Below are 21206 nucleotides of genomic sequence, written 5' to 3' on the forward strand. Positions count from 1 at the left end.
ATAAATTACTTTTTACATATTATATGGTGCTTCCCTCCTATTTACATAAAAAAACCTTTACCAAGCTTATTAGTAAAGGTTTTCCATCTATATAACCTTTACCGAATAGGCAAAGGTCTCGCAAACAACATGAATGTTGCCAGTTAGGCCGGCGATGTATCGCACATCACGGATTGACGACATAACTGTTAGCTACTCCCCTTTGGAGTTTTATAAACTCTGTTGCAGAGTAATAGTTTCACTCTTAAACTACTAAGTTAATAATATTAAAATGCGGGGGAGATGTCAAATGACCTCAATTTCCCCGCTCGACCCTTCCTAGAATTTCTGAACTTCCTTTACCTGACCAATATAAAACAAGTAAGCAGTTAAAATAAAACTCCAACCCGCATGCCTGCAAAAATCATTAATTTATCTTTGGTGTCACTCTTTCCCCAATTTCATCCACACCATAAACCTCATTTACCTGCTCATACAAGCCAAGCTTAGGATTATAGTGTTTGAGTTGGTTCGCTTCAATTAAAAAACTCCGATTGACTACCTCCACTTTGTCCGTTATTCCATTTCCATAATCCAACACAACCTCATGGACCGGCTCTCGGTCAAATGGAATGGTGCCCCAGATGACTGGAATGCCATCAATTTCAGTTGCTTGTGCCCAGAGAGGGTACCCTCCACTCATACTATCTATATGTTCTTCATTATATACAAAGGTTCCTTCACTTCCCTCGAATCTTGCTAGAATGTATTGAAAATCCTCTTCATACTTCCTCCAATAAACCATACTTGATAGAGACGGTGCTGTAAGCTTTACAAAAATTTCAGCATCGGAACCCTTTCTTCTATAGGTTGTTTCCACAGCTTCCTGAAGTAAATCAAAAGTTGGCTCCCACGCTTCAATACTTTCATAGAACTTTACAATCTTGGATTCATCCTTCAACACTTTTTCCACCACTTCACTTTTCCAAACTGCCTCTTCTTCCTTAAAATTTGTAAGGTCCTGACCATAAAAATCTTCCATTTGTTCACGTGTGATGGTAAAAGTCCCCTCTCCCCCCCTTACACTGTCAGGCTCATAGTGAATAGTAAGGATCCCAAGGTTATGAAAAAAGGTGAAATATGCTGTTGCATCATAGAGTAAAGTTTCCGGCAGATTTTCCTCTGTAAAAGCCTCATGTTCTTCCTCCAATGAATAAAAAATCCTGATCTCATAGGGTTCTTCCTTCGTCTGAAGCTCGAATGTCCTTTCTGCATCATTTCCTGGCAGTAAATACGCCATACTAGTAACAGCCCCATTGTCGCCTACATAGTTGGTCGTGGATGAAAATTCATCATGCAAATTTATTTTACTTAGTTCGGTAATATAGTCATCATTTGGATGTGATGATCTTGGTGCGCCACCTTCTTCGCCTTTAAAAATAGTAAAGGTCAAAATCATGACAGCAATCGCACTTACCGTGACTGCAGTTATTCCCTTCAAATTCTTCAACCAGCTTCCTTTTTCTTTACGGATTTCATAACTCATCAGTCTATCATGGATTTGTTCTTTTCTTTCTGTGGACATTCGTGGTTTTGAGACTCCTCTGAGTTTTTGAACCAATTGATCTTCTCTTCTATTCAAGGTGATCTCCTCCTAGCTTCTGCTGTAAGGCTGCCTTGGCACGGTGGTGTGTCGATCGCACCTTATTCTCACTCCAACCAAGCACCTCTGCTGTTTCCTCTATTGAAAACTCTTTTATACTCCTCATGATCAACACATCCTTATACGACTCCTTGAGAGATCGGATAGCAGCTATTAAGACCCTCTGCTCTTCCTTGTCAGTAAGAATATCTTCTGGTGTCAGCTCCGTGTGGTGGGACTCCTGGTGGCTATCGTCAAAGGAAAGAAACCATTTCCATCTGTCTCTTGTCCGTTTTCTGCCTTCATCAATTGCAACATTTCTTGCAATTGAAAAAAGCCAGGTTTTCGGGCTCGAATTCCCCTTAAAATGGGAAAGACCTTTTAACGCCCGAATAAATACTTCCTGTACAAGATCTTCTATGTCATGCTGCTTGGCATTTAATCGGAAATGTAAAAATTGATAAATATCATCGCTATATTCATAAAACCATTTGGAAATGACTTGTTTGTCTGACATCCTCTTCCCCCGTATCTTGCAGTTTCTAATTATATAGACGAATCCATCTCCATTTTATCGCACTTAGGTAATAATTTTTTGATAAACAAAAAAGAAGCACCTCCCGTTATTGGAGAAATGCTTCCTTTCTAATAGAATCTGGTCAACAGTTTCTTTTTGTATAAAGCTGCAATGAAGTACAGTACTCGGGCTGGCCATTTTTTCGGGAAATACCTTTTTTTATAGTACTTGAAAAATACTGTTTTGATATCTTCCCACTGTGTACAGAATTTCTCCTGTCTGAATCGTGCCACATCTATCAGCTTCACCTCGTCTGTGGGGGTGATGATGATATTGTGCAGATGGATATCCGAGGGGTTCAAGCCTCTTTCCCTTGCCATCCCGAGAGCTTCGTCTATCTGCTCCACATGGCGCTCATTCATTTTCCTGCCATGAACCAGACATTCAAAAAGTGTCAAACCCTCTATATGATCTATGACAAGATAGTTTTCTCCATCATCATAAAGAGTTGGATAATAGGAAATTCCTTTTAGGATTTGATAAATTTCTGCTTCTTTTGTTGCAATGTCTTCAAAAGGCGGGTAGAAAACTTTAAGTACCCTGTTTGACCCGCTAATTTTAAATACATATGCGCTTCTCCCATAACCTATTGGAGTTAATTCCTCTTTATTATAATCCACCAAGGATGTTCCTTGATTACCGTGAACAAACACGACACTTTTTGCAAGTGCATCATAAGATTGCAGGAGCTCGGTGTTATGTCTCATTCTAAACCTCTCACTCTCTTAAGAAGCTTTGGGAGGAAGAAGGTTAGTTCCCCAAGTCCTCCACCAAGTTCATCAGCTTTGTAATTTCATTGATTGTCGTGATCAGCTCAGAGTTCTGAAGCTCCTCTAAAGCCAACTCCCCGTTTACCATCGCATTATTGATGATTTCTTCTAAAGCTTCATTCTTTTCTACTATTTGCTGGTGCAGATCTGCCGCAATAGCTGGCGGTTCTGTCTTGTTGAATTCGTCAATTTCCTCCAGTAGGGCATTTAACTCCGCTTCCAACTCTTGCTTAGTCTCAGGATTAGTCGCAGCTTCCTGGATCATTTGAGGTGCCTCCTGACCGAAGTCCTGCCACGTATTGATATGTTCCGTCGCTTTGTTCGCGTATTCCAGCGAATTATTGACCTCTTCCAAAAGAGAACAGCCACTGAGAAGTACCGATGAGATAATTGCAACAATCACTAATAATTTTTTCATGTCCATTCACTCCTATTATATTATTTCTTCATTCTTTTCTTTACTTCTTTCATCACAACAGGCAATACTTTCTGTTTGGCAATCTTGGCTCCTTTTTTCAAAATCAGTGCTTTCACTAACTTTTTTATCATCGTTTTTCCCCTCCTTTGATCTTTTGCCCAAACCCAAATGCCCCTTTGAACACCGCTGTTGATTTCCGCACTAGGCTGCGCTTTCCGGAGGGCGGTGCTGGAGCCTCCTCGGGCATTGCCCTGTGGGGTCTTCGCCTATTGCTCCAATCAACAGCTAAGCGGGGTTTTTAGATTAATCTTCAATTTTTCTAAAAAGAAAAGAGGCCTTCTACCATTTTTCTGGTAGAAGGCCTCTTGGAATAGAAAAGACCTTTGCCAGAATGCTAGTACTGACAAAGGTCTCGCAAACAACTTGACGTTGCCAACAAAGCCGAGGACTAAAAATCCCGTAATGACGACTTTATTGTATAGCTACTCCCCTTTGGGATGAATTCATTTGTTTATGTTAGGTTCATCATAGCTTAAATCGTTTAATTGGTCAAATTTTTGCACACTTTTGATAAAAGGTTAAGCTTTTGTAAATTTAATTAGAAAGGGTTGGGCAAGTATTTATTGTATGTTAGTATCAACATATCGATTTCCAATATCGAAGTTCGATATCGAAGTCCAACATGCTGTGGGAGGCGAAAACTTGGAAGAGAAAGTGCTACGCAAGCTATTCCTTGGATTTATTCAAATTCACATACTCCATCATGCGAAAGAACATCCCATTTTCGGATTATGGATGCTGGAGGAGTTAAGGGAACATGGATATAACATTAGTGCCGGGACACTTTATCCCATTCTTCATACGATGGAGTCGGATGGTCTATTAGTAAAAGAGGAACAAAAGGTGGAAGGCAAAATCAGAAAGTATTATACCACCACCGAAAAAGGAAATCTCATTCTTCATGAAGCAAGAAACAAAGCATATGAGCTATTCAAAGAAATCAAAGAAGGTGATGAAACATGAACAAATTAAAGTCGTTGCTCGAAATACTTATTGTATCCACAAGATTGGGACTGACCTCCTTTGGTGGTCCGGTGGCACATTTAGGTTATTTTCATACTGAATACATCCGTCGCAGAAAATGGATGGATGAAAAAAGCTATGCAGACCTGGTGGCACTCTGTCAGTTTCTGCCAGGACCTGCAAGCAGTCAGGTCGGAATAGGGATTGGCGTGATAAGGGCTGGGGTCCTTGGAGGCATTGTTTCCTTTATCGGCTTCACCTTGCCTTCGGTATTGGCATTGATCATCTTTGCACTGTTACTGAATACCATGGATATTGGCAGTGCGGGCTGGATTCACGGGTTGAAGATCGTCGCAGTTGCAGTCGTTGCACATGCAATTATGGGGATGGCAAAGAATCTGACTCCAGATTTCCAGCGTAAAGCCATTGCGCTTTTTGCGCTGGTAGGAACCCTATTATGGCAAACAGCCTATTCTCAAGTTGCTGTCATCCTTATAGCTGCATTAATTGGATTTCTATTATTCAAACAGCACGCAGTAAGTGATTCGGATAGAATAAAATTTCCTATCTCCAAAAGTTTCGCTGTTGTATGTTTAGCCTTATTTTTCGGTCTATTGGTGTTACTTCCTATTCTAAGAGAGGCTACCTCCTTAAATTGGATCGCCATGTTTGACAGCTTTTACCGTTCCGGATCACTTGTATTTGGTGGAGGCCATGTAGTCCTTCCATTATTGGAAAGAGAATTTGTTCCAACAGGCTGGATCAGTGAAGAGGCATTCCTTGCCGGCTACGGGGCTGCTCAGGCAGTACCAGGTCCCTTGTTTACATTTGCCGCATATATCGGAGCAGTTATCGATGGGTGGAAAGGCGGATTTTTAGCAACCTTCGCCATTTTTCTTCCGGCATTCCTGCTCATTTTAGGAACCCTTCCATTCTGGGATTCTCTCCGTCGCAATGTGAAGGTTAAGGCAGCCTTGATGGGTGTAAATGCGGCTGTTGTCGGAATACTGATATCAGCCTTTTACTTCCCTATCTGGACGAGCTCCATCCTTGTTCCCATTGATTTTGCATTTGCTGCCATTTTGTTTTTCATGCTTGTTTATTGGAAGCTTCCACCCTGGGTCATCGTGGTGACAGGAGCGATTGGCGGGACTTTGATGACACTAGTGTAACGGACTTAACTCATAGCTCATACTTGGTTCTTCTTTGAAGTGAAAACTCTTATCAGTTGTGGAAATTGGCATTATATTGGCACACAAAAAATGCTTGGAGAATAATCTCCGAGCATTTTACTATGTGTCATATAAAAAAAGGAAAACAAAATTTTTACTCCATATTATTAAATTGCTGACTTTTTCCTTAAGAAAGTTTCAAATGGTCCTCTTATAGACCTTTGATGCATAAAATTAGCAACTATAATTGAAAAAATCCAAACAAAAACCGCAATCAAATCACTCCAAAATTGATTAATATGCCCACCAAGACCACCTGCATATGGAGCTAATATGAGAACAAACAGAATGGACTGAAATAGATAGAAACTCAGTGATCGTTGTCCAAGGGCAACAATCGCCTTTGTAATGCTGCCAATCTTCCCTTCGACCTTTATGACTAGCAATCCAAACAGCGCCGTCCATCCAACACCACCTGCATAACCTGTGATTGTATGAAGTGATTTTGCAGTTGCTTCCAATACATCATTGTAACTTGTCCAAAACAAAGACGACATTAGGGCCATCGGAATACCGCCAGCTGAAGATAGTAATAGTCCCAGTGTAGCAACCGTGATAAGGGCCTTCTTATGTCTCTTAGGGTTATCTATCACCTGAAAACGCGCCAGTAATATACCAATTAGAACCCCTGGGATTACTTGATAACTAAGCACAGGTGTGTAGAACAACCAATCAAACATTCGAGTAATGGATGCCTCAATAGGATCTTCAATTGTAGCCGAAGTAGTGACCTCCATGTTTAAGGCATCAAAACCTCTAGGCATGAACGGAGCAAACACTCCCACCAAGACAAGAAAAAACACGGTTATTATAATGATTTTTCTATTGGAAAATCGAAGAAATAAACTTGCAAAAAGGAGCGCGATAAATCCATATACCCCGATAATATCCGCGAAGAAAAGAGTTGCATGGAAAAAGCCTATCACTAACATCCAAGCTCCTCTACGTTTGAAAATTTTCTTCGTATCCTTCCAAGTGGTCCCTTTTCTCTCTTGGCCTTTAAATACTTGATGGAGACCATATCCAAATAGTATGGCAAATAAAGGGAAGGCACGTCCATCAATGAAAACTTGCCTGAAAAATACGGTCAACTGGTCGGTTAAAGTAATTTTTTGTTCATTTGAAAATATAAATTGATTGGCATGAGCCAACGCAATAAACAACAACATAAAACCTCGTGCTAAGTCTGGTGTTAATTTTCTTTTGTTGACGATTGAGATACTATTCATTAATTTTTCCTTATGATATATTATTTTGATTTACTTTAAATAGCTGTTTACGCAAACTCTCATCAAGCAAATGGAACGCTTTTCGTAATTCCTCATTTGGTACAGCTGCATATCTATCCCCGACGCTAACCTCATAATAGCATGCTTCCTCGCTTGTTTCCCTTATATAGCTGGATAAACCGATTCCGGTTTCTTTATAAATGGCTATTAGAATAGGTTCAAGCTTCTCTTTTGGAACATGGAAATTGACGTGGAACATATTAGAGACAGGTACAAGAGGCTTTGTCGTTATTCCTTTGCAACCGTTATAAAGCTCAGCCAGTTCTTTCGCTTCCTCATAATACTACCCCATTTTATCCAGCCTCTTATTAAAATAATAGTCAGCACTGATTATATAAGGATATAGGCTTATCAAATCCCCGCCATATCGTCTTTTCCATTTTTTCGACTCTTCTACAAATGGTGAATCCCCAGCAAGAATCGCACCTGCAACTCCGCCAATGCCTTTGTAAAAAGAAACATACACACTATCAAAAAGGTTGCATAGTTCAGCTGCCGTTTTCTTATAAAAAGGAAGAATTTCAACAAGCCGAGCACCGTCCAAGTGCAATTTAATCCCTTTTTCGCGGCAATATCCAGAGATGGATTCAAGCGTTTCATAATCCGGCAGCTGTCCGCCAATTTCCCGTTGAGGCAATTCCAACAATAAACATGCCACTTCCTCTTCCATATTGATGACATCATCGAAATGTATCAACCTTTTCGGATCTGCCAACAGAATGGTCTGTATCTGATGCAATTCCTTCAACCCATCCTCTTCATGAATTTCCAAATGACTTAGTGGATGATAGGCAACTTTTTTTATTCCTATTTTGTCACACCATATCCTCAATGCAATCTGCTGTGCCATGGTTCCGCTCGGGAAGAACACTGCATCTTCTTTCCCTAAATACGTCGCCATCTTCTCTTGAAAATCTTCGATAATCTTCCCTTTCCCATATATATCACTTTCCTGCTGTCCATCGACATTGGCCAAGGCTTCTTTCAATAGTTGAATGTTCCTTGGACCATGCCCTGCTACTTGATATTTGGTCTGTTTGAATATTTCTATTAATTCTCCATCTTTCTTCAATGTTTTCTGCACCTCAATTGTATGCTTGATAAAATCAACTCTGTCCTTTAATTCGTTTAAAATATAGATAATCCTTTTATTTATGCCAACTGTTTTAGATTTTCTTTACACAAAAAAATGGGACAGTCGAGGGACTGTCCATTTTTCATCTATTTTCCATCATATAATACAAAAACCAGACGGCATGATTCTGTTCATCCGCAGCTGCCCTTTTAAACACTCTTCTTATATAAGGATTTTGCGTGGAATCTGCAATATCCAAATAGAAATCCACTGTTTCCTGTTCATCTTTGAAAGCAGCCAGTATTCCCTCCTTGAAATCATCCGGGCATTCCTCGCTGATTTGTGGAGTTGACTGCTTGCCTGTCAAAGATTGATAGATTTGAGAGAACGCATTCAGATGCCTGATCTCATCATTTCTTATTTCCGAAATCTGATCTCTGACCTGGCCTGAAGGCGCCTCCTTAGCAAGCTGTTCATAACACTGGACCGCACTGTATTCCCCATTTATGGCTTTAGCAATGTTATTGATCAGGCTCTCATCCTGTTGGGCCCTTGTGTAATAAGGATAATAGTAGTTGTACAACTCCTTCATTCCCTTCAAAATGTTATACTCTTCTCATTTTATGAAAGGGAAGTACATTCATTCCTTTTTATTTTTGGCTATTCAACATTTTCTACCATTTTTAGTATAATGGTAGAAATAAATATATTTATACTTGGAGAGGTGAAAGAATGAAAGAGAACATATTGGTTTGTGTAAGTAATCCCAGTAACGTGGAAAAATTGGTCCAGAGGGGTAAAATCATTGCTGACGCATTTGGCGGGGACTGCTACGTACTCTATGTATGCTCTGTGGAAAAAGATGAACTGGATTTGAATCATATTCGCACCAAACAGCTTTTTCAGACCATCGCAGCAAAGTATCAAGCCACCATGCTTGTAGAGTCCGCCCAGGGGAAAAAGGTTTCTTCCATAGTCGCAGAGGTTTCCAATAAAAAGGGGATCACCCAGATTATTTTAGGGCAGCCTGTACAATCCAAATTCGAAATGATGATGAAGAATTCCTTAATTAACGAGATATTTCAAATTGTCGAGGGCATCGACATTCATGTAGTGGAAGTCGGACGCGAAGCAGTGGTGCAAGGAGTCGACTACGATCGAGGAATAAAAGCACAACTTGTGAAAAAATCGGCGGATTACGAGCTTGTCTTTGACTCCAAACTTCCCGATGCACGCAATGGGGTATTTTACAAAGAAGCATCCACCGACTTCCTAAACGGCTTCTTCGTCATCACAAAAAACGAGGATCATACTGTACTGAAGGTGAAGGACGGTATAGTGGAAGGCGACGACATGGTTGTTGGTTAATTTTGTTGATGGAAAAGACCGTCCCATATGTTCTGGACGGTCTTTCATTGATTAGACGGTTGCTTTCTTTTTCAATAATCCAACCATCACAGCGGTTACAAATGCACCAATTAATATAGCCAAAATGTAAAGTAGAATACTCCCCGTAATGATCGGGATGACAAATATTCCGCCATGAGGGGCAGGCAAGCCGATACCGAATAGCATCGTCAATGCACCAGCAATCGCTGAACCAACCACAACAGAAGGGATGACTCTCATCGGGTCAGCTGCAGCAAATGGAATTGCTCCCTCCGTAATGAAGGTCGCTCCCATTACATAACATGTTTTTCCTGTTTCACGTTCCTGCTTGTTGAATTTATTTTTGAATAGGGTAGTCGAAATTGCCAATCCAAGTGGCGGTACCATTCCCGCTGCCATGATCGCAGCATGCGGCGCATAATTACCTGCGTCAATCATCGCAATTCCGAATGTAAATGCCGCTTTATTGATAGGTCCTCCCATATCAATGGCCATCATTGCACCCAAAAGCAGCCCCAGGAAGATTAGATTTCCTGAGCCCAATCCGCCTAACCATGATGTCAGACCTTCATTGAAAGCCTTTAATGGAGCAACCACCTGAAGCATGACCATTCCGGTAAAGAAAATCCCGAATAAAGGATACAGCAGCACAGGCTTGATTCCTTCCAAAGATGAAGGCAGGACATTCAATGCTTTTTTCAAACCAAGGATAATGTAACCTGCCAAGAATCCGGCGATGATACCACCGAGGAAGCCTGCCCCACCGGTCGAAGCCATCAGTCCCCCTACCATACCGGCAGCAAGACCTGGTCTGTCAGCAATACTCATCGCGATAAAACCTGCCAATACAGGAATCATCAATCCAAAGGCGTTTCCTCCGCCAATTGTGGAAAGTGCTTCTGCAAACCAATGATAGCTCGGATCATCCGGATTCGCCGCTTCAATCCCGAACATGAATGAGATGGCAATCAAGATACCTCCACCCACAACAAACGGTAGCATGTTGGAGACCCCGTTCATCAGATGCTTATAGAATCCGGAGCGCCCCCTCTTCTCTTCAGAACCTGACTCCGCTTTTCCTGTTCCGGAATAAGTTGTTCCTTCCCCTCTGCTCGCTTTTGTGAGCAGCTCTCCCGGCTTGCGGATTGCCTGTGCAACAGGAACCTGGATGATTTTCTTGCCATGGAACCGCTCCATGTCGACATGCTTATCTGCCGCAACAATAATTCCTGTTGCAGATTCAATATCTTCTTTTGTCAGTTCATTTTTCACACCGCTTGACCCGTTTGTTTCCACCTTCACGTTCAATCCGAGTTCTTTCGCCTTCTGTTTTAAGGCGTCCGCTGCCATATAGGTGTGGGCAATTCCGGTTGGACATGCTGTAACAGCGAGAATCATCCCTTTAGTTTCGGTTGTTTCAACCTCTTCTTCCTCTTTGAACAATTCTTTTTCTTTATCATCTATTAAACTGATAACCTCTTCTTTCGATGCAGCACTCAAAAGCCCAGCACGAAAATCGGTATCCATCAGCATGGAAGAAAGACGTGATAGTGTTTCCAAATGGGCATTGTTTGCACCTTCACTTGCAGCTATCATAAAGAACAGGTGACTTGGTTGACCGTCCAGCGACTCATAGTCGATTCCTGCATCTGAAACACCGAATGCAATTGCGGGAGTTTTAACCGCTTTTGTTTTTGCATGGGGAATGGCAATGCCCTCCCCTATTCCTGTTGTACTTTGTGCTTCCCGGGCCAGGATCGCTTCTTCATATCCCTTTTTATCCGAAAGCTTGCCCGCCTGGTCTAGCGTATCCACCAACTCACGAATGACACTTTCCTTGGAGCTTCCCTTCAGTCGCAGGGAAATCGTTTGTTTTGTCAATAAATCAGTAATTTTCATCATGAACTCCCCTTTCTATAATTTATCTATCTCTACTTGCTTTAATAATTTTTCCACTTCTTCCTTCTGGCAAAGGTCATGGGAAAATGCCGTTGCGCTTCCTGAAGCAATTCCATATCTCAGTGCTTCCTCTATATTGGCATATTTTTCGTAGCCTGCCAGGAATCCTGCAACCAGGGAATCCCCTGCTCCAACCGAATTTTTCACGTTCCCTTTTGGAGCTTTTGCAATATAAACCCCTTCGCTGGAATAAAGAAGGGCGCCTTCCCCTGCCATCGAGACGATGATATTCTGCACACCTTGGTCATGAATTTTTCTGGCATATTCCACAACTTCTTCCTTCGTCTGAATGGTTACGCCAAAAAGGTCTCCCAATTCGTGGTGATTCGGCTTTATAAGAAAAGGCCGTTCAACGAGCAGATCCTTCAACAAAGCACCACCAGTATCTATCACTACATTGGCTTCATGCTTGTTGCACTTTTCTACAATAGTTTGATAAATCGTAGGAGGCACCGTACCAGGAAGGCTTCCGGCTATCACAACAAAATCTGCAGGTTGCAAGGCATCCAATTGGCTGATAAGACGGGCTGCTGCTCCTTCATCAACAATTGGTCCTGTTCCATTGATTTCTGTTTCCGTCCCTGCCTTCAATTTCACATTGATGCGCGAGGTTCCCTCCACCTCAATCAGTTTTACCGCGACCTGCTCCTCTATTAATTTCTCTTTTATAAAAGTGCCGGTAAATCCTGCTGTAAATCCAAGTACTGTTGTATCAGCACCCATCCGCTTCAGCACCCTCGAGACATTAATGCCTTTTCCACCGGGGTAATACATGGTGTGTTCGGCGCGATTGACTGATCCTTCCTTGAAATCCGCAACTTCCATCACGTAATCAATGGAAGGGTTTAAAGTTATGGTATAAATCATTTGTTGGTCACCACCATAATCGTCGTTTTTTCTTCAAATGCTGGAATCAAGTCTGGATCCATGTGATTGGTGATAATAACCGCTTCTTTTAATGCCCCGACTTTTGAAAAGGTCACTTCATTGATTTTTGATTCATCTGCCAGTACATATGCCTCTTGTGCCAGCCTCATCGCAAGGCTCTTCACAGCCGCCTCTTCCGGATCCGGTGTTGTATAGCCGCTCTTTAGATGAACGCCGTTTGCTCCAATGAACGCTTTGTCAAAATTGTAGGCTTCCAAGCTTTCAGTCGCTTTTCTTCCGATGATGGCCCCCGTTTTGTTTTTCATAAAACCACCAACAATGTAAGTGGAAATACCTTTATCCATCAGTGCTTGGATATGGGCAAAACCATTGGTCACAACAGTGATCCTTTTGCCCGAAAGGAACGGAATCATCTGGTAGGTGGTGGTACCTGCATCAAGAAAAATGCAATCCCCATCCTTTACAAGCCCTGCCGCAGCACTGGCAATGATCGTTTTGGCATCCAGGTTTATCGAGGATTTCTCCAGAATGCTCGGTTCCTCTCCTTTTTGATGAAGCTTTGCTGCACCGCCATGCACGCGTTTTAATTTGTTTTCCTCTTCCAGCTGGCTAAGATCGCGACGAATGGTTGACTCCGAAGCGCCTGTTATATCAACTAATTCCTGTAATTTCACTATTTCATTCTGTAGTACCAAATCTATAATTTTCTGTTGTCTCTCTGGAGTTAACATGAACATCACCTTTTTTATAGGACTTAAGTAAGTACCCTCATTTTAATGCAAGCCCTTTCAAAAATCAATCAAAAACATTCATTAACTTTCAATAACTTTCAATAACGTTCAAAAATGAGCAAAAAAAGAAACTAGATATCTAGTCTCTTCTCTTTTGCATCACCTTTATTAAAATACACCATCAGTGACAAGAACATAATAGCTGGAACAATCAAAGACAGTACTTCAAATATCCATCCATCCTTCACACCCTTTAGAATAAATATCCCACCCTTTTCACCGCTTCCCGGCAGGCCGTATACTAAGCTATACATCATATTCAAGCCCCAATGGATACCGGTTGTAAACCAGATGGAGTGCGTTTTGGCAAAAGCCAGGGAAAGTGATAAACCGAGAATAACAGAGAATGTAAAATTGTGAAGGCTGATCCCTTCATACCAGCTATCGTCGAGTGCATAAATAATCGTGGAGATGATTACTATTCCCCAGACAGGAAAGGAAGATTTTAAATGTGCAAATATGTATCCTCTACAAATAGCATCATTAATGGTCGAACCCAAAAACATTCCAATAGAAGCTTGGACCAGCAGCCATATCATTGCAGTGGGTTCCACGAATCCGGTAATTTCAAATCTACCTAACATATAGGAAACCCCATAAAGAATACCCCAAGCAAAGAAGCCGATTAGAAATCCTGTAAATAAGTTTTTAGACCATCCTTGATGAAACCGATATCCAAAGCTTTTTATCCCATCTAAACTTGTAAGTTTTGCCACGAAATGCGCTAATACAAAAAACAGCAAGGCAAATCCTACCCAGAAAACACCATCCAATGGTACAAGTATCGGTATCAGTTGGAAGTAAGCACTCAAAATAATAAATCCCAGGATAACCAAAAACCAATTTTTCTTCATACTTTGATACAATTCCCTTCGAACATGACTTTTTTAGAAAATTTTACAAGTTATATATTCTATATGAACTAGGTGTTATCCTCTTCGACCAAAATAACAGGACGCTAATTAACTAGCATCCTTAGGTCTTGAACAATTTAATATGTCAGCTATTCAACACTAAATTCCCCTTTTGCCACCACTTCATTATCCTGGATGATTTTCATTATATAGCCGCCTTCTTCTTCAGGCGAGTACATGCTCCCTACTACACCCGGCCAGTCAGGTGGTACTTCATCATCCCATTGATCATAAAGGGATTCAGTGCCCTCCAGCTTTTCAATCACCACTTTATAAGGACCACCTTCTTGACTTGGAAAATAGAAGGAATAGTAAATTTCATCATATTCCTGAAATTCTGAAGATGGATCATCGATTTCCCCGTCCATTTCACTATAACCGAATTCAATCACTTCCATTTCCGGAGTGGCTAATGCCGGATCTAATATAAAAGCAGATATGACTATGTAAATTATCATCATGAAAATGGAAAAGAAAAGACCAAGTGGGCTCCTTCCACCAGCTCTAGCTATTTTATCCTTTAGATAGATGCCCTGGTGAGAGTTTTTCATTATAGATTTTTCTGCTTGTAAGTAGTAGAAATAATTACCCATTAATCCGAGGACAATGGAAGTACCCATTCCAATACCACTGTTTATCAGCGTACTATCGATATCTATTGCATATAAAATGACATCCGTCACCAAGTAGACTGCCACTAGCGCAAAAAGTACTGAGTACATTTTCCTGTATCCCAGCCAGAAAAAACCCAAAAAGAATGCCGCCCAATTCCAGCTATCCTTCTTCACTTCCCCCGTTTCAATCTGCCACTTGTTGAAATAATAGTCGGCATTTTTCCCAACATAGGCTCTTAGCGCATCCGTCTTGGCTGTCTTTTCTGAAGTTACATCATTTCGCAAATCACTCTGATAGATATCCTCTTGCGATGGATTACTTATCGGTGCTCCACAACTTGGGCAAAACTTTGAATCTATAACTTGTTTTGCTCCACATTTTGAACAATACATCCTTATTCCCCTTTCTACAAATGTTAGGGCTTTGATGAATTTATTACATGAAAATTCATATTTTTACATATTTCTACAAACCACTTTTAATTCCCTTCTTTTTCATAGTAACAGGCATATTTTTACGCAAGTGGGCTTCTAATGTTCCCGATGCAACGATGCTCATAGAATATGAATCCGATGCTGATGATTTTGTTGTAAATGAAAATCTGATTTCTGTTTGCGCGTACTCACAGGCCTCTCTCACACCGGAGTTAAACTCTGTACTTGAATAAGTTCACAACTATGTGATTACCGATGACGAATTCTATGCTTCTTCTTTATATTGAAAATAGAAATACTTTTAAGAGCCAGGCAGTTACCGGGCTCTTTTGGTTAATTGATTGATACTGTAGTTCAATATTTAATCCTTTGACATATGCTTTCGCAATTTTAAAAAAGAGCTTGTTGTAATTACGTAGCCTCCCATAGCATTCCTCTTGATCATCTTGGAATGGAGAAGAGCTAGTGACTCAAAGTCTACATCTTTTTTCAACATTTGACCTGTCCTAAATATAATATTGCGAGAGGTATAAACCACACTGCCGCCAATCCTAGTCATTACGATTTATAAATTATTTCTACTAAATCATAAATAAACCATAAACTTAATCTTTAAATGGTCCAATAAGTTAAAGTATCCAATATCCCTAAAACAACTAAAAAGGCACCTGCAACTTTCTGGATAGTACTTCCCACTCGTTTTCCTTTCTTCATCACCATGCCATAAGCTTCGAAAAACCATATCAGAAACATAAATATGAATATTGGCACCGTAGTTCCTATCGCTAATACGGAAGGAAGAACCATGCCATATGATTCTGTTAATGCAACCGGTATAAGGCTTAAAAAGAATAGGACGAACATGGTCGGACAAAATCCTAAGGAAAAACTGAAGCCCAACAAGAAAGGTCCCCATATTCTTGACTTAATATTTTCACCAGCAATATTAAGCATAGGGAGGTACCAATTCATTTTTAAATATCCTAATAAAAATAGCCCTACCACAATCAACAGCGGTCCAATCAATTTCCGTATCCATGGAAAATAAAGGATCAGTGAAGACTGAATTTCTCGACCAAATAACCAAATTAGAAGCCCAAGAGATGTAAAGGCAACAATTTTACCTAAAGTGAATAATATGACATCCCCCCAAGCGACTTGTTTATCAAGCGACTTTTTTCCGAAAAGGGTTAGTGCCCCAATATTCCCAGTCAATTGGCAAGGAACCATCGATCCCACAATACCTAACAAAAAGGCATATAAAAGTGTAACCTCTCTAAATGAACTTGCAACATTAGAAAGTGGGACTGTAATGGAGTTTGTAATCCCATTCATCATTTCGTACATTAAACCACACCATTTCATACTCTTTTTTATCTTAATTGTAAGATAAAAATGTGCAGATTTCATGAAGGAACTCACTTATTCATTTATTTGTAACTATTACTTTCCTACCATCCCAGCTTCCCTATGACCTGGAACCGTTAAAATTCAAGATCTCCTGCTTCAAGAGGGGTGAAACGAATCTCATTTTGACTATTTCCAAGAGCGTGTAAATGCAAAGCTCCCGTTAAATGATGATGACTACTTTCCATTGTTTTTACTGACAGCAATTATTGTGGAACTGAATATGTCACCTTGGTACATCAAGCCAAATGTCAATCCAACTATTAAACTTATGGTCATTGGATAAGTCATGGATAAAACCATTCCCGCCATGGAAGGCAACTGTTTCTTCAGTATTCTTGATAGTACTAGAATTATCACTATCACCATAATCAATGTTAATAGAATATACCTTTAAAATACATGCATCGCTTCCCCCTCCCCTCTGACATACTTATGCAAGTAATGGTGGGTCATGTATGCTGTAGTTTTACAATACTGTGCAGATTATAAGGATTTTTATTTTTAAGTATTAGGAAGTTAACTGGCTGGGTACACCATTAATGTTTAATAAATCTTGAAAGGAGTTTTTCCATTGTTAATTAAAAATGAATATCAAGAATGTTTGGACGCCTGCTTGGCCTGTATGGAAGCCTGTAATATTTGTTTTGATGCTTGTTTAAATGAGGAAGATGTGAAGATGATGGCTAATTGTATCCGACTAGACCGTGTATGTGCTGATACTTGTAGTCTTGCGGCAAAAGCCATTCAATCAGACAGCCCTTTCAAAGAAGAAATCTGCAGATTATGTGCCGAAATATGTGCAGCCTGTGGGGAAGAATGCAATAAGCATAGCCACGAACATTGCCAAATGTGTGCAGATGCATGTTTTCGATGTGCTGAAGCTTGCAGAAGAATGATTACTGCATAATTTTCATCTTTAAGACACGCCGGATTTAGGCGTGTTTTTATTTTGTATTTTCAAATAACACCCCCTATAATACATACATCGAATCCAAGAGAATATTTTTTTGTTACATTCAGTAAATCTGCAAACTTTCTCGATATTTTCCATATACTCTATATTTATTAAAAGTAGGTGAGTTACATGAAATTTTCAACCAAGCTAGGTCTTTGGTTTTTCTTTTGTATATTAATTATTGAAACAGGTTCCATGCTGTTTCTTCACCAAAATGTCGTCCATTCTCTCGTTGATAATGAGATGAAGTCACTATTGGCAAGGGGTGATAGCCATCGGGATGTTCTCGAAGAAACATTTACCGACAATACACTTCAACATATCGTGTTAATGGAATCCAAAACCGATACTGAAGTGGTGGTTACCGACACAAGTGGAAGGGTTATCAACAGTTCCATTGCCATCAACAACGAAATAAAATCCATTATTGCACCAATTTCTAATAACAACCAAATTATCGAAACGGATTGGGAATCCCAACCTTATATAGCCACTGCTTCTCCATTCAGCTCAAATAGTGGTGAAAGCGGAACCGTCTTTATGTTAAAGAGCACCAGCCAGATGAAAGGTTTAATCACCGATCTTAATCACCACTTCGGCATTGCTGTCATCATCATTTTATTTTTTTTGGTGATTACGAACCTCGTCTTAGTGAAGCTTTTAACTAAACCGTTAGTATCCATGAAGGAAGCAACGAAGAAAATTAATGAAGGAGACTTCACTGTTACTCTTCCTGTAATATCCAAGGATGAGATCGGAGAATTGGCAAACTCCATCCAAACTCTTGCAAGCAATTTGAACTACCTGCAACAGGAGCGGAAGGAATTTCTGGCGAGTATATCCCACGAACTCCGTACTCCTCTAACCTATATCCGAGGTTATGCAGATATTGGACAAAAGCCTCATTTATTGGATACACAAAGAATGGAGTACCTTAAAATAATTCATGAAGAATCGATTCGCGTTTCTACTCTACTTGAGGATTTATTCGAACTTGCAAAGATGGATCAAAATTCTTTTTCTATTGTAAAGGAGAAAATAAAATTAGGTGAATTTTTACAGCTTATTTTCGAAAAGGCTCGCCCTGTTTTCTCTAATTCTGGTATTGACCTTCAATTTTATATCAAAAAGGAATGCTACGTGAATATTGATCCATTGCGATTTGAACAAGTAGTGCAAAATATATTGGACAATGCTCTGAAGTATTCAGATGGAGGCACCACAACCATTAAATTAAGTAAACAGGACAATACCTGTGAACTCACCATTTCTGATGAAGGGAAAGGAATCCCTGAGGATCAAATTCCTTATATATTTGATCGATTATTCCGAGTTGAAAAATCCCGTTCTCGTCTTACAGGTGGTGTTGGTCTGGGGTTATCCATCGTAAAAGAAATTGTAGATGCCCATGAAGGAGAATTGAAGGTAAGCAGTAAAATTGGTGTCGGTACAACTGTATCGATTCTATTAAAGGAGACACAGAATAAATGAAACAAATCTTACTGATAGATGACGAACAAAGAATGCTAGATCTCTTATCTCTCTATTTAACCCCGCACGGATTTACCTGTATCAAAAAGACTTCTGCAAAGGCAGGAATTCGGTTTCTTGGAGATCATGATGTTGATCTCATCATTCTTGACGTCATGATGCCAGCCATGGACGGTTGGGAAGCATTAGTTGCTATTCGACAGTTCAGCAAAACCCCTATTATTATGCTGACAGCCCGAAACGATAACAGCGACATGATAAAAGGATTGAAGAATGGTGCGGACGATTACATTTCCAAACCATTTAATGAAGACGTGCTTTTAGCTCGGATTGAAGCAGTACTTCGCCGCTCCGCTAAAGACGAGACAAAAGAAAAGACATTACTATTTAAAGGTTTATCACTTGACTCATTCTCTTACAAGCTATCGTATAATGGGAATCCTATCTCGGTTACACCAAAAGAATTTTCCTTACTTGAATTATTCTTAAAATATCCGGATAAGGTCTTCTCTAGGGATCATCTACTTTCTACAATATGGGAGTTGAAATCTGAGACCGAAAACCGCACCATAGACTCTCACATTCGCAATTTAAGGGAAAAATTGCGACAAGCAGGTTTTAATGTGGATAAGCATTTAAAAACCATTTGGGGTATAGGGTATCGGTGGAATGATAAATTCGAGTCATGCTAAGTAGTTCTATGGAGGGTTCAGCAATGAAAAAGATAAAACTGATTATTCTCGTATCACTCATCAGCATTTTGGTTATTGGATGTACAAGTAAAGACCAGAATGATGAATACTTTGTAGCAGCAAAAGAAGAAAAGATAAACCACATCCACGGGATTGGTTACTTAGGTGATAAGAAAGAATTATTCCTAGCAACCCATCATGGCCTTTTACGCTTCTCTGAAGGTAAATGGTTCAGGACAAATAGAAATAATCATGATTATATGGGTTTTCAAACGACCGATGAGCAATTTTTTTCCAGCGGTCATCCTGAGCTAGGTTCCGACTTAAAAAACCCCTTGGGACTCATAAAAAGTAAAGACCAGGGAAATTCAATGGAAAAGTTAGCTTTTTACGGGGAAATTGACTTCCACTATCTTGCCGCAGGGTATAAGAGTCATACGTTATATGTTTTTAATGAGCAAGAAAATTCTTTGGAAATCGGGCTTCATTATTCGGTTGATGAAGGTGAAACGTGGAAAACAAGTTCTATGCAAGGAGTCTCTGCAAATTCGATAGGAAACCTTGCTACACATCCTACCATTTCAGAAAATGTTGCTATTTCCACCAATAAAGGATTATTTATTTCTTCTGACTTTGGTAATGAGTTTAAATTGCTCACAAGTTCAAATCCCGTGACAACAGTGGAATTCCAGGAGGACAGCCTGATTTACTTTATCTTGGAATACAATGAAACCAAATTACTGACATACAATTTGAAAAATGAAACTACCGACGAGTTGTCCCTGCCTGAAGGAATCTCAAGTAAAAATCCCATCATGTTTATTGCCACGAATCCTGAAAATCGGACAGAAATTACAGCCGTCTCCTTGAATAATGACATTTTTCAATCGAACGATAATGGAGCAAGCTGGAAGCTACTAGTAGAAGAAGGAAACGTCACGGGTGAATAGGGGTCATTATCGGAGTCTGCTCACTTCTGATAAGTTATTTGATAATAAGAAGCAGAAATCATAGTTAAACTAGCACTCTTTATTTAATAATTCTAAATAGTATTACATGAAAAAATAAGTATAATTATAAGAACTAGGGGGAAATACCAGTGGAACAAATCACTAAAACATGGAATCTAATATGGTTTCCATATGTCATTTATATCATGTACTTTTTAGGAGTTGGGCTCATTTCTGGAGGAATAGTCCATATGCCAATCGAACCAGCTCGTTATTCTATTATCCTAATCTTGGGTTCTATTTTGTTTATTTCTGCGTCTTTTGTAAATGAGTTTTATGTAGAAAAAAAGAAAATGAATTTTTCTCAAGCTTTAAAGCTTCTATTTTTTTCCCTTCTACTTTCCTTAGGAGTAGGTATGGTAAGCGGTGGAATTCAGCATTTTGGTGATCTAGGTGGATATGCTGTGATTTTAATACCAAGTGGCATTGTATTGTCAGTGTTTAGTTTTATTTTAAAAAACAATATTCTCTTAAATACAAAACAAACTGCTTTAGTAATTACAATGCTATTTCTTTTAGTCTCCCCTCTAGCATTCACCCTTAACTGGTATGTGGATGGGGAAGCCCAGCATGAAAACAATAGTGAGATTAAAAATGATGGTCACGGACATGGTCATTAATATTTGTTATCGGGTTTTCCCTAAAAAAATCTA

The 21206-nt window shown here is 39.8% G+C and carries 20 protein-coding genes and 1 pseudogene; 8 read left to right on the plus strand and 13 right to left on the minus strand.

The features are described 5' to 3' along the window. Window positions 1-406: 406 nt before the first annotated feature. From ABN702_RS14430 to ABN702_RS14445, 4 genes are all read right to left on the minus strand, one after another. Complete coding sequence (locus tag ABN702_RS14430) at window positions 407-1621, minus strand: DUF4825 domain-containing protein (RefSeq protein ID WP_417897505.1); 1215 nt, start codon at window positions 1619-1621, stop codon at window positions 407-409. Then, window positions 1614-2138, minus strand: a complete 525-nt coding sequence (locus ABN702_RS14435) for an RNA polymerase sigma factor (protein WP_417897506.1) — start codon at window positions 2136-2138, stop codon at window positions 1614-1616. Before ABN702_RS14435 ends, ABN702_RS14430 begins: the two co-directional genes overlap by 8 nt. A gap of 128 nt (window positions 2139-2266) precedes the next feature. Next, window positions 2267-2905, minus strand: coding sequence for a protein kinase family protein (locus tag ABN702_RS14440; RefSeq protein WP_417897507.1), 639 nt, complete (start codon window positions 2903-2905; stop codon window positions 2267-2269). 43 nt (window positions 2906-2948) lie between these two features. Then, window positions 2949-3386 carry a DUF6376 family protein gene (locus tag ABN702_RS14445; RefSeq protein WP_417897508.1) on the minus strand — a complete coding sequence of 146 codons (438 nt, stop codon included), beginning with the start codon at window positions 3384-3386 and terminating at the stop codon, window positions 2949-2951. Between the two features lie 702 nt (window positions 3387-4088). Here ABN702_RS14445 and ABN702_RS14450 point away from each other — a divergent pair. Beyond that, window positions 4089-4409 carry a PadR family transcriptional regulator gene (locus tag ABN702_RS14450; RefSeq protein WP_417897509.1) on the plus strand — a complete coding sequence of 107 codons (321 nt, stop codon included), beginning with the start codon at window positions 4089-4091 and terminating at the stop codon, window positions 4407-4409. Further along, entirely contained in the window at window positions 4406-5581 is a 1176-nt protein-coding gene (locus tag ABN702_RS14455) for a chromate transporter (protein WP_417897510.1), read from the plus strand. The genes ABN702_RS14450 and ABN702_RS14455 overlap by 4 nt, the downstream gene beginning before the upstream one ends. Before the next feature lie 167 nt (window positions 5582-5748). Here ABN702_RS14455 and ABN702_RS14460 read toward each other — a convergent pair whose 3' ends face one another. The 3 genes and pseudogenes from ABN702_RS14460 to ABN702_RS14470 form a co-directional block, all read right to left on the minus strand. Continuing rightward, window positions 5749-6870, minus strand: a complete 1122-nt coding sequence (locus ABN702_RS14460) for a DUF418 domain-containing protein (RefSeq protein WP_417897511.1) — start codon at window positions 6868-6870, stop codon at window positions 5749-5751. Between the two features lie 10 nt (window positions 6871-6880). Further along, window positions 6881-8002: pseudogene (locus tag ABN702_RS14465) on the minus strand (threonine aldolase family protein). A gap of 145 nt (window positions 8003-8147) precedes the next feature. Further along, window positions 8148-8588 (minus strand): ferritin-like domain-containing protein, encoded by a 441-nt coding sequence (locus ABN702_RS14470; RefSeq protein ID WP_417900920.1) that lies wholly within the window; start codon window positions 8586-8588, stop codon window positions 8148-8150. Window positions 8589-8737: 149 nt separating this feature from the next. Here ABN702_RS14470 and ABN702_RS14475 point away from each other — a divergent pair, with 149 nt between their 5' ends. Then, window positions 8738-9373: a histidine kinase gene (locus tag ABN702_RS14475; RefSeq protein ID WP_417897512.1), complete on the plus strand. Its 636-nt coding sequence runs from the start codon at window positions 8738-8740 to the stop codon at window positions 9371-9373. Between the two features lie 51 nt (window positions 9374-9424). Here ABN702_RS14475 and ABN702_RS14480 read toward each other — a convergent pair whose 3' ends face one another. From ABN702_RS14480 to ABN702_RS14505, 6 genes are all read right to left on the minus strand, one after another. Next, window positions 9425-11293: a PTS fructose transporter subunit IIABC gene (locus ABN702_RS14480; protein WP_417900921.1), complete on the minus strand. Its 1869-nt coding sequence runs from the start codon at window positions 11291-11293 to the stop codon at window positions 9425-9427. A gap of 15 nt (window positions 11294-11308) precedes the next feature. Beyond that, window positions 11309-12220: a 1-phosphofructokinase gene (gene pfkB, locus ABN702_RS14485; protein ID WP_417897513.1), complete on the minus strand. Its 912-nt coding sequence runs from the start codon at window positions 12218-12220 to the stop codon at window positions 11309-11311. Then, window positions 12217-12972 carry a DeoR/GlpR family DNA-binding transcription regulator gene (locus ABN702_RS14490; protein WP_417897514.1) on the minus strand — a complete coding sequence of 252 codons (756 nt, stop codon included), beginning with the start codon at window positions 12970-12972 and terminating at the stop codon, window positions 12217-12219. Before ABN702_RS14490 ends, pfkB begins: the two co-directional genes overlap by 4 nt. Window positions 12973-13103: 131 nt before the next feature. Then, entirely contained in the window at window positions 13104-13886 is a 783-nt protein-coding gene (locus tag ABN702_RS14495) for a type II CAAX prenyl endopeptidase Rce1 family protein (RefSeq protein ID WP_417897515.1), read from the minus strand. Window positions 13887-14035: 149 nt separating this feature from the next. Next, a complete protein-coding gene (locus tag ABN702_RS14500) occupies window positions 14036-14953 on the minus strand; it encodes a DUF2628 domain-containing protein (RefSeq protein ID WP_417897516.1) in 918 nt (305 codons plus the stop codon). A 654-nt stretch (window positions 14954-15607) separates the two neighbouring features. Continuing rightward, window positions 15608-16405: a sulfite exporter TauE/SafE family protein gene (locus tag ABN702_RS14505; RefSeq protein WP_417897517.1), complete on the minus strand. Its 798-nt coding sequence runs from the start codon at window positions 16403-16405 to the stop codon at window positions 15608-15610. A 622-nt stretch (window positions 16406-17027) separates the two neighbouring features. Between ABN702_RS14505 and ABN702_RS14510 the strand changes: the two genes are divergently transcribed. The 5 genes from ABN702_RS14510 (at window position 17028) to ABN702_RS14530 (ending at window position 21173) form a co-directional block, all read left to right on the plus strand. Beyond that, the gene (locus ABN702_RS14510; RefSeq protein ID WP_417900922.1) at window positions 17028-17312 is read left to right on the plus strand and encodes a four-helix bundle copper-binding protein; all 285 of its coding nucleotides are present in this window, start codon (window positions 17028-17030) and stop codon (window positions 17310-17312) included. Window positions 17313-17489: 177 nt separating this feature from the next. Next, window positions 17490-18851: an ATP-binding protein gene (locus tag ABN702_RS14515; protein ID WP_417897518.1), complete on the plus strand. Its 1362-nt coding sequence runs from the start codon at window positions 17490-17492 to the stop codon at window positions 18849-18851. Next, window positions 18848-19543 carry a response regulator transcription factor gene (locus ABN702_RS14520; RefSeq protein ID WP_417897519.1) on the plus strand — a complete coding sequence of 232 codons (696 nt, stop codon included), beginning with the start codon at window positions 18848-18850 and terminating at the stop codon, window positions 19541-19543. Before ABN702_RS14515 ends, ABN702_RS14520 begins: the two co-directional genes overlap by 4 nt. A 23-nt stretch (window positions 19544-19566) precedes the next feature. Further along, window positions 19567-20493, plus strand: coding sequence for a F510_1955 family glycosylhydrolase (locus ABN702_RS14525; protein WP_417897520.1), 927 nt, complete (start codon window positions 19567-19569; stop codon window positions 20491-20493). Window positions 20494-20642: 149 nt separating this feature from the next. Then, window positions 20643-21173 carry a hypothetical protein gene (locus ABN702_RS14530; protein WP_417897521.1) on the plus strand — a complete coding sequence of 177 codons (531 nt, stop codon included), beginning with the start codon at window positions 20643-20645 and terminating at the stop codon, window positions 21171-21173. Window positions 21174-21206: the final 33 nt, after the last annotated feature.

It is taken from the genome of Bacillus haimaensis (assembly GCF_048270625.1).
Taxonomy (GTDB): Bacteria; Bacillota; Bacilli; order Bacillales; family Bacillaceae_I; genus Sutcliffiella_A; species Sutcliffiella_A haimaensis.

Coding starts and splice junctions, on each gene's coding strand:
- ABN702_RS14505 (WP_417897517.1), bottom strand. CDS start 16,405: ATGAAATCTGCACATTTTTATCTTACAATTAAGATAAAAAAGAGTATG.
- ABN702_RS14480 (WP_417900921.1), bottom strand. CDS start 11,293: ATGAAAATTACTGATTTATTGACAAAACAAACGATTTCCCTGCGACTG.
- ABN702_RS14475 (WP_417897512.1), top strand. CDS start 8,738: ATGAAAGAGAACATATTGGTTTGTGTAAGTAATCCCAGTAACGTGGAA.
- ABN702_RS14440 (WP_417897507.1), bottom strand. CDS start 2,905: ATGAGACATAACACCGAGCTCCTGCAATCTTATGATGCACTTGCAAAA.
- ABN702_RS14455 (WP_417897510.1), top strand. CDS start 4,406: ATGAACAAATTAAAGTCGTTGCTCGAAATACTTATTGTATCCACAAGA.
- ABN702_RS14510 (WP_417900922.1), top strand. CDS start 17,028: ATGGAAGCCTGTAATATTTGTTTTGATGCTTGTTTAAATGAGGAAGAT.
- ABN702_RS14445 (WP_417897508.1), bottom strand. CDS start 3,386: ATGAAAAAATTATTAGTGATTGTTGCAATTATCTCATCGGTACTTCTC.
- ABN702_RS14515 (WP_417897518.1), top strand. CDS start 17,490: ATGAAATTTTCAACCAAGCTAGGTCTTTGGTTTTTCTTTTGTATATTA.
- pfkB (WP_417897513.1), bottom strand. CDS start 12,220: ATGATTTATACCATAACTTTAAACCCTTCCATTGATTACGTGATGGAA.
- ABN702_RS14495 (WP_417897515.1), bottom strand. CDS start 13,886: ATGAAGAAAAATTGGTTTTTGGTTATCCTGGGATTTATTATTTTGAGT.
- ABN702_RS14490 (WP_417897514.1), bottom strand. CDS start 12,972: ATGTTAACTCCAGAGAGACAACAGAAAATTATAGATTTGGTACTACAG.
- ABN702_RS14460 (WP_417897511.1), bottom strand. CDS start 6,870: ATGAATAGTATCTCAATCGTCAACAAAAGAAAATTAACACCAGACTTA.
- ABN702_RS14435 (WP_417897506.1), bottom strand. CDS start 2,138: ATGTCAGACAAACAAGTCATTTCCAAATGGTTTTATGAATATAGCGAT.
- ABN702_RS14500 (WP_417897516.1), bottom strand. CDS start 14,953: ATGTATTGTTCAAAATGTGGAGCAAAACAAGTTATAGATTCAAAGTTT.
- ABN702_RS14520 (WP_417897519.1), top strand. CDS start 18,848: ATGAAACAAATCTTACTGATAGATGACGAACAAAGAATGCTAGATCTC.
- ABN702_RS14525 (WP_417897520.1), top strand. CDS start 19,567: ATGAAAAAGATAAAACTGATTATTCTCGTATCACTCATCAGCATTTTG.